The organism is Mycolicibacter engbaekii (assembly GCF_002101585.1).
Taxonomy (GTDB): domain Bacteria; phylum Actinomycetota; class Actinomycetes; order Mycobacteriales; family Mycobacteriaceae; genus Mycobacterium; species Mycobacterium engbaekii.
In genome coordinates this window covers 161,187-178,866 of sequence record NZ_LQOT01000069.1, presented here as the reverse complement: position 1 = coordinate 178,866, position 17,680 = coordinate 161,187, and the positions used below count along the sequence as shown (strand labels likewise).

The following is a 17,680-nucleotide window of genomic DNA, read 5'->3' as shown; positions in this document are numbered from 1 at the left end:
CCTGGCGGACCGGGCGGACCTGGCCGGCACTAGACGGTACGGCGGCCGCGACGTTCGTTACTCCGCGGAGCGTGGCTCGCTGAGACCCCGTGTGGCCCGAGACGAAATCGCTGCTCATGTGGTCGGATGGCACCGAGCGCGGCATCAAGGGCGCCGTCGGTCGCCGGGAGCAGCGGCAGGCGTACGTGGCGGCTCGGGATGCGGCCTTGGGCGGCCAGGACCGCCTTGATCACCACAGGGTTGGGTTCGGCGAACAGGCTGCGCGAGACCGGAGCCAACGCGTTGTGAAGCGACCGGGCCTCATCGATCGGCCCCTGTCGCCATGCTTGGAGAAGCTCGACATACTGGCGGGTGAGGATGTTGGCGCTCGCGAGGATCGCGCCGCGTCCTCCGAGCGCCATCAGCGGGCCCGCATATGCGTCGTCGCCTGCCAGTACCGCAACGTCGGGGCCGACCTGTCGCATGAACTCGATCGTGGCATCGTCGATACAGCCCACCGCGTGTTTGAACCCGGCGACATTGGGCAGCGCGGCGAGACGGAGCAGCGTGTCTGGCGTTAGAGACAGGCTCGTTCGGTACGGCACGTTGTAGACGATGACCGGCACCGGGCTCGCTGCCGCCACGCGACGAAAGTGCTCAACCACCCCGTCCTGCGAGGGGCGTGAGTAGTACGGCACCACGACGAGAAGCGCCGCCGCCTGCGGATCGACCTCGGAGATCATCTCAGTCGACGCGGCCGTGTCGTTGGATCCGGCACCAAGGAGCATCTGCTTGCCTCGTTCAGCACACACCCCAGCACAGGTGGCGGCAACGCGACGTTGCTCCTCGCGGGTCAGGGTCGCCGACTCCCCCGTCGTCCCCAACGCGACCACACCGGTCGCGCCCTCGTCGAGGACCGCCGCAGCCTGCGCGGCAAGCGCAGCAAGGTCGAGTTGCCCAGCGTCGGTAAACGGGGTGATCAGTGGGACATACAGGCCCGAGAGTTCCATGACAGCAACGATCGACCCCAACGACCATCAGGTCCAGTTCATATTCATAACGCTTCACGTAAGGTCCACTTATGCTGGACGTACGGAAGCTGCGCCTACTTCGCGAACTCTATTACCGCGGAACCATTGCCCCGGTGGCAGAGGTGCTGACCTATACACCGTCGGCGGTTTCACAACAGCTCTCGGCCTTGGAGCGCGAAACGGGAGTATCGCTCCTGGAGCGAACCGGCCGCACGGTCAGGCTGACCCCGGCCGCGGTGACCCTTGTCGAGCACACGGAGTCGATCCTCGAGATCCTGCACCAGGCATCGGCGGACCTGGCAGCGGCGGCTACAACACTGAGCGGCACGCTACGCATCGGCGTGTTCCCGACGGCGGTTCCGAGCATCATGACTCCCGCCGCCGTGGCCTTGAGCACTGACCATCCAGGGCTGAGCCTGCTGGTTTCCGAGCTCGACCCCGCCATGATGACCGGCGCGCTCCGCGGCGGCGCACTCGACATTGCCCTGGTTCAGGAGTACGACCACGTGCCGCTTGCCGAGGAGCCCGGTGTCGGGCGCGAACCGCTGATGAGGGAAACCGTCCACCTGGCCGCCCTGGGCTCAACCTCACTCAAGGACCAACGCAACGCGTCATGGATCGCCGGAACTCCGGGAACCCTGTGTCATGCCCTCACGGTCAGGGCATGCGAAGCCGTCGGCTTCACTCCGATCATCCGGCATCACACCGATGACTTCGGGGCGGTGCTCGCCCTGGTCGCCGCGGGTCAGGGCGTAGCCCTCGTCCCAGACCTTGCCGCCGGGACCGCGCCCGGCGGCGTTGTGTTTACTCCGCTCGCGATCGAGCGCAGAACGTACCTCGCATACCGCCGAGGTACACGTACGCACCCGGGGATCACTGCTGCGATCCAGGCCCTGCACGCCGCGGTCTCCCCGAACGGCCAAAGGGTGGATCCGTAGCCGGCTGTCGCGCCGGCGGGCCTTGGCGGCCAGCCACCGAGGCCGGCTAATCCTGTTGCGCGATCCGCTCGTTGTGAATGCGCACCAGTTCCCGGAAACGCAGCCGGTGGTAGTGGGGCACGGGCTGGATACCCCATTCGTCCTGTGCACTGGCCTTGCCGGCGGCCCCCTCGGGCGGACCGAGCGGCGGGTAGGGGTACTTGCACTCCAGGGTGTCGTCGGAGAAGCGGGTCTTGAGCAGTTCACTGCAGATCTGCGTCAGGCTCAGCGTCGGATAGCCGTAGTAGATCGCCATGAACGGCAGCGTGAAGGCGCCCTCGATCACCAGCGCCACCAAACACACCAGGGTGGCCCGCTTGATCCAGGTGTGCATCCGGGCGTAGTAGGGGGTGGTGCCGGGCGGCAGTGCCGCACCAGGAGGTGTTGTCATCGTTGGGCTCCTTGATCAGTCGGAGAAAATCTCCCGGTTGACGGTGTGCAGGTAGGGGATCGCCAAAAACGGTGTGATGTAGAAGATGTCGTAGAGCCACCAGCCGATCACCGGGAAAATGACGCCGGCGTAGCGCACATCGGCATACATGGTCATGTTGAACACGTAGAGAATCCAGATGAGCACGCCCATCCAGCAGGTCACCACCATCCACTGGTGACCCCAGCGCTTCATCTGCAGGAAGCCGATCGCCGCCGCGCAGCGCATCGCAAATACGGTGAGGATCATGCCGAAGACCATGGATTTCTCACCGGGCCCGGCCGAGCCCCCGATCCACAGTTCGTTGTAGTGCCAGAAGTATCCGGCATCGAACATGCCGCCCCAGCCGATCATCAGGACCCGGTTGATCAGGGTGTGGTTGGCCACCAGGTCCAGTGCCCAGCCGAGACTGTTGAGGGCACCGTCGATCAGCACCAGATATCCGATCAGGGTGACGATCATCGGCCGTACGGCCAAACCCGCCTGCAGCGACTGCCGCTGCAGCAAGGCGCCGCGCAGGAAGATCGGCAGACCGATGATGCCCGGTACCCACATTCCCATCAGCGCCGCGCCGGCGATCATCCAGCGGTCCGCCCGGCGTTGTGCGGCGCGGGATTGCGACTCGTGCTCCTCGATCCCGGCGAAGTCCGCGTTGGCGCCCTGCACGGCAGTCACAGCTGCCACCAACCCCGGGCGAACGACATGTAGAGCTGAATGCCGAACATGATCGCCAGATAGCCGTAGATGAAGATCTGAAAGACGATGAGGGCTCTTTTGCGATTGCGTTCCTGCTGATCCATTTCTGCGACTTCCTTTCCTAGGGGCGCTCGCTGAGCACGCCGGCTGCCACTTCACGTAGGCCGTCGTGAATTGCGCCATCGGTGGTCAGTGGCGCGAGGATGCACGCTTGCGCGGCTTCGAACTCGCCCGCGCCGGCGGCCACCAGTTCCGCGGCATTGACCAGCGTGCGGGTGGAGGGCGGTTCGAAATGAAACGCCCGGTCGGCGGTGCGCAGTGCGGTGGCGCACTGCACCAGACGGGCGGCGATCTGCGGCTCGACTCCGGTTTCGGCGACGATCACATCGGCTTCGCGTTCCGGTGGCAGATAGTCCATGGGCAGGGTGGCGAACCGCTGACGGAAGGACGGCTTGAGCTCCTTGAGCGAGCTCCGGTACGCCGGGTTGTAGGAGCAGACCAGCATGAAGGTGTCCGGGGCGTTGACGGTTTCGCCGGCCCGATCCAAGAACAAGGTGCGCCGATGATCGGTCAGCGAGTGCAGTACGGCCAGCGAGTCGTGCCGCGCCTCGACGACTTCGTCGAGATAGCAGATCGCGCCGGTCTTCACCGCCGTGGTCAGCGGCCCGTCGGTCCACACCACATCGCCACCGGCCACCATGAACCGGCCGACCAGATCCGAGCTGGTCAGGTCGTCGTGGCAGCTGATGGTGATCACCGGGCGCCCCAGCAGCTGGCCCATGTGCTCGACGAGGCGGGTCTTGCCGCAGCCGGTGGGCCCGGTGAGCATCACCGGGATGCGGCGCAGGTACGCCTTCTCGAACAACTGCACTTCGTTGCCGTTGGCGAAGTAGACATCGCTGCTCATCGGGCTCCTCGCAAGTCGGTCATGCTGCGGTCAGTTCGCGGTGCACGTGGGCCAGTACCCGCGGTAGTTCCGCGGCCCGCCGAATCCGTTGGGAGCGGCGCGGTCCGAACACCTCGGGAAGCGGGTCGACCCGCACGGGACCGACGCCGACGTAGTACACGCACACACCTGCCTGATCGGCTTCGCCGACGGCATGGGCCACATCGGCCCACGCATATCGGCCTTCGTAGCCCTCATCGGACATCAGCCCGTCACCGATCATCAGAAGTAGCCGCCGCTCGCCGGGCTGTGTCAGCAGCCGGCTGGTCAGATGGCGCAGCGGCGCACCCAGGCGGGTGTAACCACCGGCGAGCAGGCCCAGCCCGCTCGGCGCGACGAACCTGCGGTCGCCGAAGTCCTTGAGGCAATGCACCTCTACGCGGTGGCGCGTGTTGCCGGTGAACGCGAAGATGCCATGACGCTGCCGGGCACCGGTCATCGCTGCCGAGAGGGCATCGGCGCAGGCGAGCTCCAATCCGAACAACCGGCCCCCGTGCGCCCCCAGCGACGAACTCGCGTCCAGCAGCACCGCGGTGGTCACGTCCCGGCTCGCCGGCAGCAATTCCCGGAAGATCCGCGGCTCTCCGGCCTCCCCGGCCATTACGTCGAGGCGGTGGCTGACATAGGCGTCGACGTCCAGATCGCACCCGTCGACAAGGCGATTGGTCATGGCCCGAACCGTGGGTTGTTCGAACCACTTACGCAGGTCGGCCGCCGCTGCCAAGGGTTGACCGGCCGACGTCCGGCGGTTGAGTTCGATGACGGCCACGTGGTCGGGAAGCAGGCTGCCGGTGTGGGTGTTCCACTCCGGGTACGGGATGCCCGGTCGCCGGTGGCGGCCGATGGAGCGGTCGTCTTCGTCGGGCCGGCTGGGCGGCGGCAGAGCGGTGTTGCGGACTCCCCCGTCGCCGCCGACGGGAACCGAATAGGGCCGCGGGCGCCGCTTCTGGTTGCTGGACCAGGGCATCCGGCCGGCACGGCGCACCGATGAGCTCAAGGACTGCGGTGTCGTCCACGCCGACGGCAGGGCCCCCAGCAGGGGGTGGCCGGTCAATGGTTGCCGGGTACGTGCCAGCTCGATCGCGCGGTCGAACATCTGGTCAGCCGGCATGTCGGCATCGCCGGGATCGAGATCGGGCAGCACCCGCTGCAGCTCGCCCATCAGACCCGGCCACCGCCCGGCGATCCAGCCCACGGCGACCCGCGCCTCGATGAGCGTCAGCGCCCGGCGCTCGCGTGGCGAGAGGTCCCCCAGCCGATACTGCGCGATGCGCTCCTTGGACGGCGAACACTGCAGCGCCACCCCGCAGCTCACCGTCCTTCTGGTCCAGCCGGGTTCGGCCGGGTGGGGCACATAGACGGTGGACAGGTTCGGGTTCACGCCGAAACTTCGCTGCGCGCCGGTCATCAACCGCGCTCCGTCGCGGCGCCCGTCGCTGAGTGCGACGGCCGTCAGCGCGCAGCTGCTCTCCAGCGCCATGGGGTCCATGTCGGACGTCGGTCAGAAGGTCCCGATGCTGGAGAACATCCAGTACCAGAACGCGATGATCAAGCAGGTCCCGCCCCATGCGGCGACGTAGCGCAGAATCTCCCAGAGCCAGGTCATCGTCGTCTCCTTGGTGTCTTGTCAGTCGGAGAAGATCTCGCGGTTGACGGTGTGCAGGTAGGGGATCGCCAAAAACGGTGTGATGTAGAAGATGTCGTAGAGCCACCAGCCGATCACCGGGAAAACCACGCCCGCGTAGCGCACGTCGGCATACATGGTCATGTTGAACACGTAGCCGACCCAGATCACCACACCCATCCAGCAGGTCACCACCATCCACTGGTGACCCCAGCGCTTCATCTGCAGGAACCCGATTGCCGCCGCGATGCGCATGGTGAAGACGGTGAAGATCAGGCCGACTTCCCAGCCCTTCTCTCCCGGGCCGGCCGCCCCGCCGATCCACAGCTCGTTGTAGTGCCAGAAATAACCGGCGTCGAACATCGCACCCCAGCCGTTGAGCAGCACCCGGGCCAGCAGAGTGTGGTTGGCCACCGTGTCCAGGGCCCATCCCACGGCGTTGATCGCGGCATCGATGATGACCAGGTAGCCCAGCAACGTCACGAGCATCGGCCGCACGGTCAGCCCGTCGCGTTGAGCCTTGCGCTGCAACCAGATTCCGCGCAGGAACAGCGGCAGGCCGAAGACACCGGCCGCCGCGGTACCGATGAGCATGCCGCCGCTGATCAGCCAGCGGTCGGCACGGCGCTGGGCCGCACGGGACAGCTCCAGGTGCTCGTCGAGCCCGAGCCCGTCGTGGTGTTGCTGCGATGCGGTTCGCACGGGCCACCCCTCGCCGTGTTGGACAACGCCTACGACGGTAGGGCTCTCACTGACTTAAGTCAATGACTTTCGGGTGGCCTTCGCACACCCAGGCCCCGGAGCGTTCTGGTCAGGTAGTCGGCGACCAACTCCGGACGCGAGGGCCAGTCATGCGTGGTGATGAGCAGTGCGTACAGACCCAGCAGGTAAAACACCGCGCTGTTCATCGCGACGACGTCGCCGTCGACCTCGCCGCGCTGCCTGGCACCTTCGATGCATTCGGCGATCAGAACGATCAACGGATGATGCTCGCCGTTTTCGGCGGCCGGCCGGGTCGGCGAGAAGTGCAGTGCCAGAAACTCGGTGAACAACGGGTCGCCCAGCCGGCCCTCCAGGTCGATGACCAGGCGAGCAGATTCGGCCAAAATGCTCGAGAGGTCCTGGGGCGCAGACAGAAACTTTTCGAACTGCTTGGCGATTCGCTCTTCCTCCCGGCGTTCGAGCTCCAGCAGCACGTGCTCTTTGGTCGGGAAGTGGAAGAAGAACGTGCCGTGCGCGACGCCGGCGGCGGCCACAATGGCGCCGACGTCGGCCTGGGCCATCCCGGTTCGCTTGAATTCCGCGGTCGCCGCGCCGAGCAGTCGCTCCCGGGTCTGCAGGCGCCGGACCTCGCGCGCCGTCATCTTCTCCGGCTTGTCCGCCACGGCCATGTCCTGCCCCTCCGCCCGCCGACTCTGCACGCCTCGCAGTGATGACAGTATCGCCTCACCGCGAGCGGGTGCGTTCGATGACTTAAGTCAGCGGTACGGAATCTTGCAGGGTCCCCGCGATCAGCCCCCGGATGTTGTTACGGCACCGGCCGCACACCGTCCCCGCCCCCGTGCACTCCCCGACCTTCCTGGTGGTGGACGCACCGACGCGGGCTGCGTCGATCACCTGCTGGCTGGTGGCCCCGGTACACAGGCAGACGTACACGACGTGTCACGCCCCGGCCGCGGCGGACCTTGCCTGCAACTGCTGCTTGTCCACCTTGCCGGTGGCGTTCAGCGGCAGCGCATCCAGGAAGCACACCGAGCGCGGCACCTTGAATCCGGCCATTCGGTCGCGACTCCAGGCGATCACATCCGCCTCGTCGATCTGCGCACCGGTGGCCTTGACCACGAACGCCTTGCCCACTTCGCCGAGTCGCTCGTCGGGCACCCCGATCACCGCGACGTGCGAGATCTCCGGATGCTCCAGCAGAAAGCCCTCGATCTCCGCCGGGTAGGCGTTGAAGCCGCCGACGATGAACATGTCCTTCTTGCGGCCGACGATGCGCAACCGCCCGGCTTCATCGAGCGTGCCGATGTCGCCGGTGTGCAACCAGCCCGCTGCGTCGATCGCCTCGGCGGTCGCCGTGGGGTCGTCGAGGTAGCCGACCATCACGTTGTAGCCGCGCACCAGGACCTCGCCGATTTCCGCGTCGCCGGCGATACGGACCTCGATGTCGGCGCAGGCCTGGCCGGCCGTGGTCGCGATGTCCTCGAACGAGTCGCCGGGGCGCGATGCTGTCACCGTGCCGGCTTCGGTGAGGCCGTAACCGGTCATGATGGACCGGAACGGCAGTTCGCTGCGGATCCGGCGGATCAGGTCCACCGGGATGTCTGCAGCCCCGGTGACGGCGGCACGCAGCGACGACAGGTCTCGATTCCCGGCCGCCTCCAGCAGCGACTGATACAGCGTCGGCGGACCGGGCAGCATGGTGATGCGTTCGGACTCAACGAGTTCCAGCACGGTCTCGGCGTCGAAAACCCGCACCGGCACCATGGTGGCTCCGCGGATGCACGCGGCGATACAGCCCGCCTTGTAGCCGAAGGTGTGAAAGTACGGATTGACCATCAGGTACCGGTCACCCTGCCGCAGATCGGCCAGATCGCACCATTCGGCATACAGGCGCAGGTTCTGCCGGTGGGTCATCATCACGCCCTTGGGCCGGCCCGTCGTGCCGGAGGTGAAGATGATGTCGGCGACATCGCTGCCGTCGACCGGGCGGTGCAGGGGTGATCCGTTGCTCAGGAAGTCCGAATTCAGGTCGATCACCGGCACTCCGGGCGGGGCGCTGAAATCCACCCCGAGGAAGCCCTGCTCTGCCAGGACGAGCTTGGCGCCGCTGCGGCCGATGATGTCGTCGGCCTCGGCCTGCTTGAACCGGGTGCTGACCGGAACCAGCACCCCGCCCGCGGTGAGCAGCCCGAACGCCGCAATGATCCACGCCGCCGAATTCGGCGCCCAGACCGCCACCCGGTCGCCCTTGGCGACGCCCGCCTCCGCGAATGCGCCTGCGGCACAACGGACGCGGTCGGCCAACTCGGCGAAACTCAGGCGTGTCGAGCCGTCGACGATCGCCTCGGCGTCTCCGAAGCGATCGCCGACACTGAGGACCATCTCGGGAATGGTCTGCCAGCGCGGCACCCTAGACGGTGACGAGCCGACCGAGGTTTCCGCCCATGATCTTGGCCTGGTCCTCAAGAGGCAGATGCGACAGCGCGGTGATGTAGTGGGTCGGCTCCGCCAGGCCCTCCGGGTGTGGCCAGTCCGAACCGTAGAGCACCTGGTCCACGCCCACCAGGTTGATCAGGTCGTCGATGCCCTCCTCGTAGAACGGGCTGACGTAGATCCGGTTCTTGATCTCCTCCATCGGGTTGCCGAGGAACGCCTCGGGCGCCTTCCGGTAGACCTCGGCCATGGAGTCCAACAGCGGGAACATCCACTTGGAGCCGGCTTCCACAATGCCGACCTTGAGCTTCGGGTGCCGGAACAGCGCGCCGTGGATCACCCAGGAAGCGACCGCGTCCTGGATCGGGCGCCACTCGTTGAGGATGCCCATGGCGTTGGTCTGGAACGGCAGCATCTCTTCGACGGCGCCGTCCCATTCGGAGGTGTACCGGGAGTAGCCGCTGTCCGACGAGTGCATTCCGATGAAGACGTCGTATTCGACGCACTTCTCCCAGAACGGGTCGAACTCGGGCAACGCGAACGAACGCGGGCCGCGGAAGCCGGGCACCGGAGCCGGCCGGATCAGGATGGCCCGGGCGCCGCGCTTGACCACCCACTCCAGCTCTTCGATGGCTTTCTCGACGATCGGCAGGGTGATGACCGGTGTGGTGAAGATGCGATTCTGGTAGTTGAAGCCCCAGACCTCGTCAAGCCACTGGTTCAGCGAGTGGACGATGACGTGGATGGCGACCGGGTCGTCGCGCAGCCGTTCCTCGATGAGACTGGCCAGCGTCGGAAACATCAGCGAGCGGTCGATGCCCAGCTCGTCCATCAGCTTCAGCCGGGGGGCGGGCTCGAAGAACGCCGGGATGGACTTCATCGGCTCGCCGAACAGCTCACGCTTGCTCTTGCCGTCGGGGTTGCCGTACTTGAAGTACTCCTCCCACGCGCCCGGCTTGGCGACCACCGAGAACGTCGGGTTGGGAATGTAGTTGCTGATCTGGCCCCGGATGGCGATCTTGGTACGCCCATTGACCTCGACGTACTGGACGATGTCCTTGTATTCCTTGGGCAGGTACTTGGTCAGCGCTTCCGGCGGCTCGTAAAGGTGGTTGTCCGCATCAAACAAGGGGAACGGTACGTCGACGCGATGTGACAGTTGACCCATGAAATGCTCCTTTTCGACTTACGAGAATCATATTCTCATAGCGGTGTCGTTGCAACACGCTCGGCTAGCTGCTTGCGCACCAGGTACTTCTGCACCTTGCCGCTCGCGGTGCGCGGAAAGTCCTCGACCTCCTGCAGATCCTCCGGCCACTTCTGCCGCGCCACCCCCATGCGCTCGAAGTGCTCCCGCACGTTCGCCATGGTGGGTAAGGCGTGCCCCGGCTTGACGCGCAGGACCGCGACCGCGCGCTCCCCCAGTCGCACGTCCGGTGCCGCCACCACGATCGCCTCGGCCACAGGGGGCATGGCCAGCAGGACATCTTCGACCTCGACCGCACTGATGTTCTCGCCACCGCGAATGATCACGTCGGCCTTGCGGTCGGTGATGGTCAGATACCCGTCGGCGTCGAGCACCCCGATGTCCCCGGTGTGATACCAGCCCTCGGCGTCGAACGCCGCCTCGGTCAGCGCGTCGTCGGTGTAGCCCAGACACAGGTCCGGGCCCCGGCTCAGGATCTCGCCGTCGGGGGCCAGCCGCACCTCGACGCCGGGGCGGGCATCGCCGTCGGTGAACAGCCGCTTGTCCTCCGCCGCGCTGGGGCGCGAGCCGGTGATCGAGGGGTGCTCGGTGCTGCCGTAGGAGCGGAATACGAAGATGCCCAGATCGGCCAGCCGGCGGGTGACCGCGCTGGGCACCGTCGACCCACCGAGGCCGACGTGGCGGATATGCCGCAGATGCGCGTCGGTGAAATCCGGATGGTCGAGCAGGCTGGTGACGAAGTACGGCGGGCCGCCGCCGATCGACACCCCCTGCTCGGACATCAGCGCCAGCACCTTGGCCGGGTCCCAGACATCGGCAAGATCGATCGGCGCGCCCTCGAGCACCGGGATCAGAAACGCACCGACCATGCCGATGAAGTGTCCGACCGGGGTGGCGGTGAGCTGCCGCCCACGGTCTTTGGGGTAATTGGCCAGCAACTGGCGCGTCTCGCAGCACAGCGTCTGGTGACTGTGGATGACCCCCTTGGGGTCACGAGTGGTCCCCGAGGTGAACGCGATCAGGGCCGGCCCCGCCGGGTCGGTGTCGAGGGTGCCCGCCATCGGCTCGTCGGCGAGCAGATCCTCGAAGTTCTGACCCACCACCCCGACAATCGGGACGTCGGCGCACAGCTCGGGGCGGAAGCACATCCGCCCGAACCGCTCGGCGGTGATGAACACCCGCGGGCGGCTGGCGGCCAGAATGTAGGTCAGCTCCCGGGGGCCGTAGAAGTGCACGACGGGCACCACCACCGCACCCAGGAATGCCGCCGCCCAGAACGCCGCGGCGGCCTCCATCCAGTTGGGCAGCTGCAGCGCCACCACGTCGCCCGGACCGACGCCGCGGGCCCGAAGCCCCGCCGCGAGCCGGCGGGCGACACGCTCCACATCGCCGAAACTTCCCCGCCACGGGCGCACGGCCGAATGCACTTCGAACCCGGCATCTGCGTTGCCCGCCAGCCCTGCGGAGAGCAGGTCGCCAAGGGTTTCGTGGGTCCACCACCCTTGCTCTTCGTAGCGCTTAACCAGCTCGGCGGGAATCTTTCGCATATCGACCGTGATGATATTCTCCGTTTTTGAGAATGCCAATGTCTTGAGCGGAGAGCCATGGGCCACGACTGTCCGGATGAGCTGGACGTGCAACTGGAGGACGGCCTGGCCGTCATCACCATCAACCGGCCACAGGCCCGCAACGCGATCGCTCCCGAGACCATGGAGCAGCTCGACCGGGCGCTGGACAAAGTCGCCGGGGCGCAGGCGCTGGTGATCACCGGCGCCGGCGATCGCGCCTTCGTCTCCGGCGGGGATCTCAAACAGCTCGCCGCGCTGCGCACCGAGGCCGAAGCCGCGGCCATGGCCTGGCGGATGCGCACCCTGTGCGATCGGATCGCGGAGTTTCCGGCGCCGGTGATCGCCGCACTGAACGGCCACGCGCTGGGCGGCGGCGCCGAGGTCGCGGTCGCCGCGGACATCCGTATCGCGGCCGCGGACATCAAGATCGGGTTCAATCAGGTGTCGCTGGCGATCATGCCGGCCTGGGGCGGCGCCGAGCGACTGGGCGCCCTGGTCGGACGCAGTCAGGCGTTGCTGCTGGCCGGCACCGGAACCATGCTCGACGCCGCCGCCGCCGAACGGATCGGCCTGATCAACCGGGTGGTCCCCCGCGAGTCCTTCGACGCCGAATGGCGCGCCCTGGCGCGGTCATTGGCCAATCCCTCGGCCGGTGAGATCAAGCGGGTGCTCGGCGGGGCGTCGCCGGACGAGGCGGTGGACGCCTTCGCCCGACTGTGGGTTGCCGACGAGCATTGGGAAGCCGCTGATCGCCTCCAACAGGGCAGAAAACAACGCTAATGGCCGCTGCGACCCGAAGCCGGCACGCCGCCGAAGGGCTGCGTGTCCGGCGGCGGATCACCCTCGAGCCGGCGCAGCCAACGCTCGACGAACTCGACGGTCTCGGCATGGCCAAGGGTCATGCCCAACGCCTCGTGCTCGATGATCAGCATCCGCGAGGCGCTGGTCATCAGCACCATCAACACCGTCGGCGGGAACTCCGCATCGTCGATGCCGTACCGCTCCAGCAGGCCGGCGACCGCCGCGATCTGTTCGGCGCGCAGCCGTTCGGCATACGAGGCGATCTCGCTCCGCAGGGCCGCACGCTCGTTGGCGACGGTGATGAACTGCATGGTCAGCGCCGTCCACGCCGGATCGGTGTTGAATCGCCACAGCGCCCACAGCGGCTGCGGCGACGCCAACGCCGCCGCCTGTTCGGTCAACCCCTGATCGCCGCGCCGGCGGAACATCTCCAGGAACAGGTCGTCCATGGTGCGGAAGTAATAGTGCACCAGCTGATGCTTGAGCCCGGCCCGCTCGGCAACGCGACGCGAGCTGACGGCGCCGGCACCGGCGGTCAGCAGAAGCGCTTCGGCGGCGTCGAGCAACAGGGTCCGGTTTTTGGCGTCCGGGGCCCCAATTCTGCGCTGCCCCTTACCCGATTCGGACATCCCGTTCGCTCCGCATCATCGTCGGCACCTTTACACCTACGGCGGCCATCGTAGTGCCGCCGCAACGCTTGACCCCCAACTCCACCCATGCTAAGCAGGTGCACAGCAGCTGTCGGCCCGTTCTGCAGAGAGGTCCATGTTGACTGACTTCGCCACGATCGATTTCTTCACCGATCAGTCTTTGGTGCCCGATCCCCACCCGTACTTCGATTACCTGCGGGCCCAGAATCCGGTGACCCCACTGGGGGTGTACGACGTGGTCGCGGTGACCGGTCACGAAGAGGCCAACGAGATCTATCGCGACTCCGACACCTATTCCAATCTGGTTGCGGTGGGCGGGCCCTTTCCGCCTCTGCCGTTCACCCCTGAGGGCGACGACATCAGCGAGCAGATCGAGGCGCACCGCCATCTGATGCCGATGACCGAGCACATGGTCACCATGGACCCGCCGATGCACACCAAGGCCCGGTCGATACTGAGCCGGCTGCTCACACCCAAGCGGCTCAAGGAGAACCAGGACTTCATGTGGCAGCTGGCCGACCGCCAGCTCGACTACTTCATCGACAGCGGCCGCTGCGAATTCCTCACCTCCTACGCCCGGCCGTTCGCCCTGCTTGTGGTCGCCGACCTGCTCGGCGTGCCCGACGAGGACCGGCCGGCGTTCCAGCAGGTGCTCGGCGCGCCGCAGCCCGGTGCCCGCATCGGGTCGCTGGACCACGAAGAGCTGGCCCACGATCCCCTGGCCTGGCTGGACGACAAGTTCAGCCGCTACCTGCGCGACCGGCGGGAGAGCCCGCGCGGCGACGTGCTGACCGACCTGGCCACCGCCACCTACGAGGACGGCTCGATTCCCGAGATCGCCGACGTGGTCAAGAGCGCCACCTTCCTGTTCGGCGCCGGCCAGGAGACCACCACCAAGCTGCTCAGTGCCGCACTGCGTTTCATGGCCGAGGACCCGTCGCTGGTCGAGCAGCTGCGCAGTGACCGCAGCAAGATCCCGAACTTCCTCGAGGAAACCCTGCGCCTGGAGAGCCCGGTCAAGACCGACCCCCGGCTGGTGCGCAAGACCACCACCCTGGGCGGTGTCGAGCTCAAGGCCGGCACCGTGGTGGTGATGTTCCCCGGCGCGGTCAACCGCGACCCCCGCAAGTTCGAGAACCCGCACGAGCTGCGCATCGACCGGCCCAATGTGCGCGAGCACCTGGCATTCGCCCGGGGCAGCCACACCTGTCCGGGCTCACCGCTGGCACGCGCCGAGAGCCGCATCTCACTGGAGCGAATCCTGGACCGGATGACCGACATCCGGCTCGACGAGGCTCAGCACGGCCCGGCAGGCGATCGCCGGTTCACCTTCGAACCGACCTTCATCCTGCGCGGCCTGACCGAACTGCACCTGGAGTTCACCCCGGTGGCCGCACCTGTCAGCGCCGGCCTGTGAACCGCTGCGCTGCCGAGACGAGGGACGCAAAACCATGACGGTCACCACCACTGAGGACGTCCGTTACGACCCCTATGACGTCGAACTCAACAATGACCCCTACCCGATGTTTCGCCGGCTTCGCGAAGAGGCGCCGCTGTACTACAACGCCGAGCACGACTTCTACGCGCTGAGCCGGTTCGACGACGTCAACAAGGCGCTGGTCGATCACCAGACCTTCAGCTCGGCGCGCGGCGCGATTCTCGAACTGATCAAGGCCAACACCCCCATCCCCCCGGGTCTGATCCTCTTCGAGGATCCGCCGGTACACGACATCCATCGCAAACTGCTGGCCCGGATGTTCACGCCGCGCAAGATCGCCGAACTCGAATCCAAGATCCGCGAATACTGCGCCCGGTGCCTCGATCCGCTGATCGGAACCGGCAGCCTGGACTTCGTCGCCGACCTGGGCGCACAGATGCCCATGCGGGTCATCGGCATGCTGGTGGGCATCCCCGAGGCGGACCAGGAGATCATTCGGGACCGCTCGAACGACAACATGCGCACCGAGGCCGGAAAGCCGATGAGCATCGCCTCGGACGGGTTCGACGACGGCTCGATCTTCGCCGACTACCTCGACTGGCGTGTGAAGCATCCGTCCGACGACATCATGACCGAACTGCTCAACGTCGAGTTCACCGACGAGACCGGCGCCGCCCGCCGGCTGTCGCGCGACGAACTGCTGATGTACGTGATGCTGGTGGCCGGGGCCGGAAACGAGACCACCACCCGGCTGATCGGCTGGACCGGCAAGGTGCTGGCCGAGCATCCCGACCAGCGCCGCGACCTGGTGGCGAACCCGGCGCTGATCCCGCAGGCCATCGAAGAACTGCTGCGCTTCGAAGCCCCGGCGCCGCACGTCGCCCGCTACGTCACCCGCGATGTGCAGTACTACGGCCAGACCGTGCCCGAAGGCTCCGTGATGATGATGCTGATCGGGGCGGCCAACCGCGACCATCGCCGCTTCGCCCCCGACGGCGATGTCTTCGACATCCACCGCGAAGCCCGCCAGCACCTGACTTTCAGCGTGGGCGCGCATTACTGCCTGGGTGCCGCACTGGCGCGGCTGGAAGGGCGTATCGCGCTGGAAGAGGTGCTCAAGCGCTTTCCCGAGTGGGACGTCGACCTCACCAAGGCGGCACTGTCACCGACGTCCACGGTCCGCGGCTGGGAGTCCATGCCGGCACAAATCAGATGAATCCACTTCTACAACTTACGAATTGAGGTTAATGCCATGGCTGGACGTGTTGAGGGCAAGGTCGCATTCATCACCGGCGCGGCCCACGGTCAGGGCCGCAGCCACGCGGTGCGACTGGCCGAGGAGGGCGCCGACATCATCGCGATCGACGTCTGTAAGCCGATCGTGGAGAACTCGCCGATTCCGCCGGCCACCCCCGAGGAACTGGCCGAGACTGTCGACCTGGTCAAGGCTCGGGGCCGCCGGATCTTCACGGCCGAAGTCGATGTGCGCGACTTCGACGGCCTCAAGGCCGCGGTCGACGCCGGAGTGGAGGAGCTGGGCGGCCTGGACATCATCGTTGCCAATGCCGGCATCGGCAACGGCGGCGACACCCTGGACCAGTGCACCGAACACGACTGGCAGGAGATGATCGACATCAACCTGTCGGGCGTGTGGAAGACCGTCAAGGCCGGTGTGCCGCACCTGATTTCCGGCGGAAAGGGCGGCTCAATCGTCCTGACCAGCTCCGTCGGCGGGCTGAAGGCCTACCCGCACTGCGGCAACTACGTCGCGGCCAAGCACGGCGTCGTGGGCATCATGCGCTCCTTCGCCGTGGAGTTGGGACACCACAACATCCGCGTCAACACCGTGCACCCCACCCATGTCAGCACCGGCATGATCATGAACGAGGGCACCTGGAAGATGTTCCGTCCGGACCTGGAGAACCCGGGTCCCGACGACATGGCGCCCATCTGCCAGATGTTCCACACCTTGCCCGTGCCGTGGGTGGACGCGGTGGATATCAGCAACGCCGTGCTGTTCCTCGTCTCCGACGAGGCCCGCTACATCACCGGTGTCACCCTGCCCGTGGACGCGGGAAGCTGCCTGAAATAACCGCCTCGGCGATTCCCGACAGCTGGGAAGCGATATCCCCGGAGTGGATGAGCGCTGCCATCAGCGCTCACCACCCGGGGGCGGTCGTGGACGCGGTGTCGGTCGCAGCCCGCGACGACGGCACCAATCGGCGCGCCCGCCTGGCTCTGAGCTACGCCTCCGGCAGCGGGCCGGCCACCGTGTTCGCCAAAGCCGTCGACCCCGAGCACGCCGACTTGGTGGAGCTGACCAGCGGCCTCTACCACGAGCCGCGGCTGTTTCTCTCCGATGTCGCACTGCCCCTGGACCATCCGCGCGTCTACCGGGCGGTGATCGACGAACAACGTCGTGACTTCCTGCTGATCATGGAAGACGTGGTGGCGCGCGGAGCGCAACCGCGCGACGCCACCCGCCCGCTCACCATCGACGAGGCTGCCCACGGGGTGCGCGGCCTGGCCCGCCTGCACGCGCAGTTCTGGGGCGATCGCATCATCGCCAACCCCGCGCTGGACTGGGTGGAACCGTTCGTCCCCTTTGCCGGCCTGGAGCTGGCGCCCCTGGAGGTTGCCTACCAGAGGCTGGGCGACTCCGTGGCCGCCGAGATCACCGCGATGACCGGCGCAGAACTGTTCGGCGACATCTGGGCCCGCTACGTCAGCGGCCTGACCCGGGGACCGCAGACTCTGCTGCACGGCGACCCCCACATCGGCAACACCTACGTGCTGCCCGACGGCGACGTCGGCTTCCTAGACTGGCAGATGGTGCGGCGCGGCAACTTCTCGCTGGATCTGGGCTATTTCCTGCAGGGTGCACTGACCATCACCGACCGGCGGGCCGGCGAACGCGAGCTGCTCGCGGAATACCGCGGCGCCCTGGGGCTACCGGCCGGCCAGTTGCCGTCGGCCGACGAGGTCTGGCTGGGCTATCGGGCCTCCGCGGCGCACGGTCTGGCGATCTGGATCGCGACCCTGTCTGGTGGCGACAACTGGCAACGGCCGGACATCAGCCTGGCCTTCGCGCAGCGCTACGCCGCGGCGTTCACCGATCTGGACACCCGCGGGGCGCTGGACGCCCTCGACGCTGCTGCCGAATAACGAGCGCGCTGC

Annotated in this window: 19 protein-coding genes; 6 read left to right on the top strand and 13 right to left on the bottom strand. The window is 66.8% G+C overall.

Annotation, left to right across the window (positions count from 1 at the left end; genetic code table 11):
- Positions 1–29: 29 nt before the first annotated feature.
- Positions 30–989, bottom strand: a complete 960-nt coding sequence (dapA, locus tag AWC02_RS17415) for a 4-hydroxy-tetrahydrodipicolinate synthase (protein WP_085129950.1) — start codon at positions 987–989, stop codon at positions 30–32.
- Positions 990–1,060: 71 nt separating this feature from the next.
- On the opposite strand from dapA, the gene AWC02_RS17410 reads away from it, so the two are divergent.
- Positions 1,061–1,948 carry a LysR family transcriptional regulator gene (locus AWC02_RS17410; protein ID WP_085129949.1) on the top strand — a complete coding sequence of 296 codons (888 nt, stop codon included), beginning with the start codon at positions 1,061–1,063 and terminating at the stop codon, positions 1,946–1,948.
- 46 nt (positions 1,949–1,994) lie between these two features.
- Here AWC02_RS17410 and AWC02_RS17405 read toward each other — a convergent pair whose 3' ends face one another.
- The 11 genes from AWC02_RS17405 to AWC02_RS17360 form a co-directional block, all read right to left on the bottom strand.
- Entirely contained in the window at positions 1,995–2,378 is a 384-nt protein-coding gene (locus tag AWC02_RS17405; RefSeq protein ID WP_085129948.1) for a hypothetical protein, read from the bottom strand.
- A gap of 15 nt (positions 2,379–2,393) precedes the next feature.
- Positions 2,394–3,092, bottom strand: a complete 699-nt coding sequence (locus AWC02_RS17400) for a hypothetical protein (protein WP_237160511.1) — start codon at positions 3,090–3,092, stop codon at positions 2,394–2,396.
- Entirely contained in the window at positions 3,089–3,217 is a 129-nt protein-coding gene (locus AWC02_RS22930) for a hypothetical protein (RefSeq protein WP_024441860.1), read from the bottom strand. Before AWC02_RS22930 ends, AWC02_RS17400 begins: the two co-directional genes overlap by 4 nt.
- Positions 3,218–3,234: 17 nt before the next feature.
- Positions 3,235–4,020, bottom strand: a complete 786-nt coding sequence (locus tag AWC02_RS17395) for a CbbQ/NirQ/NorQ/GpvN family protein (RefSeq protein ID WP_085129947.1) — start codon at positions 4,018–4,020, stop codon at positions 3,235–3,237.
- A gap of 19 nt (positions 4,021–4,039) precedes the next feature.
- The gene (locus AWC02_RS17390) at positions 4,040–5,548 is read right to left on the bottom strand and encodes a nitric oxide reductase activation protein NorD (protein ID WP_085129946.1); all 1,509 of its coding nucleotides are present in this window, start codon (positions 5,546–5,548) and stop codon (positions 4,040–4,042) included.
- Positions 5,549–5,686: 138 nt separating this feature from the next.
- A complete protein-coding gene (locus tag AWC02_RS17385; RefSeq protein ID WP_085129945.1) occupies positions 5,687–6,385 on the bottom strand; it encodes a hypothetical protein in 699 nt (232 codons plus the stop codon).
- Positions 6,386–6,444: 59 nt separating this feature from the next.
- Positions 6,445–7,074 (bottom strand): TetR/AcrR family transcriptional regulator, encoded by a 630-nt coding sequence (locus tag AWC02_RS17380; protein WP_085129944.1) that lies wholly within the window; start codon positions 7,072–7,074, stop codon positions 6,445–6,447.
- Between the two features lie 82 nt (positions 7,075–7,156).
- Positions 7,157–7,339 (bottom strand): (2Fe-2S)-binding protein, encoded by a 183-nt coding sequence (locus AWC02_RS17375; RefSeq protein WP_085129943.1) that lies wholly within the window; start codon positions 7,337–7,339, stop codon positions 7,157–7,159.
- Positions 7,340–7,345: 6 nt separating this feature from the next.
- Positions 7,346–8,815, bottom strand: a complete 1,470-nt coding sequence (locus AWC02_RS17370; protein ID WP_109561053.1) for a FadD3 family acyl-CoA ligase — start codon at positions 8,813–8,815, stop codon at positions 7,346–7,348.
- Position 8,816: 1 nt separating this feature from the next.
- Positions 8,817–10,007 carry an amidohydrolase family protein gene (locus tag AWC02_RS17365; protein ID WP_085129941.1) on the bottom strand — a complete coding sequence of 397 codons (1,191 nt, stop codon included), beginning with the start codon at positions 10,005–10,007 and terminating at the stop codon, positions 8,817–8,819.
- 35 nt (positions 10,008–10,042) lie between these two features.
- Positions 10,043–11,593 carry an AMP-binding protein gene (locus AWC02_RS17360; RefSeq protein WP_085129940.1) on the bottom strand — a complete coding sequence of 517 codons (1,551 nt, stop codon included), beginning with the start codon at positions 11,591–11,593 and terminating at the stop codon, positions 10,043–10,045.
- A gap of 57 nt (positions 11,594–11,650) precedes the next feature.
- Between AWC02_RS17360 and AWC02_RS17355 the strand changes: the two genes are divergently transcribed.
- Positions 11,651–12,394, top strand: coding sequence for an enoyl-CoA hydratase/isomerase family protein (locus tag AWC02_RS17355; protein WP_085129939.1), 744 nt, complete (start codon positions 11,651–11,653; stop codon positions 12,392–12,394).
- Here AWC02_RS17355 and AWC02_RS17350 read toward each other — a convergent pair.
- Positions 12,391–13,044, bottom strand: coding sequence for a TetR family transcriptional regulator (locus tag AWC02_RS17350; protein ID WP_085129938.1), 654 nt, complete (start codon positions 13,042–13,044; stop codon positions 12,391–12,393). The genes AWC02_RS17355 and AWC02_RS17350 overlap by 4 nt on opposite strands.
- A 139-nt stretch (positions 13,045–13,183) precedes the next feature.
- Here AWC02_RS17350 and AWC02_RS17345 point away from each other — a divergent pair, with 139 nt between their 5' ends.
- Genes AWC02_RS17345 through AWC02_RS17330 form a run of 4 tightly spaced genes read left to right on the top strand, consistent with a single transcriptional unit; the run spans position 13,184 to position 17,668 of the window.
- Positions 13,184–14,482 (top strand): cytochrome P450, encoded by a 1,299-nt coding sequence (locus AWC02_RS17345; RefSeq protein WP_085130110.1) that lies wholly within the window; start codon positions 13,184–13,186, stop codon positions 14,480–14,482.
- 34 nt (positions 14,483–14,516) lie between these two features.
- Positions 14,517–15,719: a cytochrome P450 gene (locus tag AWC02_RS17340; protein ID WP_085129937.1), complete on the top strand. Its 1,203-nt coding sequence runs from the start codon at positions 14,517–14,519 to the stop codon at positions 15,717–15,719.
- Between the two features lie 36 nt (positions 15,720–15,755).
- Positions 15,756–16,595: a mycofactocin-coupled SDR family oxidoreductase gene (locus AWC02_RS17335; RefSeq protein WP_085129936.1), complete on the top strand. Its 840-nt coding sequence runs from the start codon at positions 15,756–15,758 to the stop codon at positions 16,593–16,595.
- A gap of 47 nt (positions 16,596–16,642) precedes the next feature.
- The gene (locus tag AWC02_RS17330; protein WP_207568079.1) at positions 16,643–17,668 is read left to right on the top strand and encodes a phosphotransferase; all 1,026 of its coding nucleotides are present in this window, start codon (positions 16,643–16,645) and stop codon (positions 17,666–17,668) included.
- Positions 17,669–17,680: the final 12 nt, after the last annotated feature.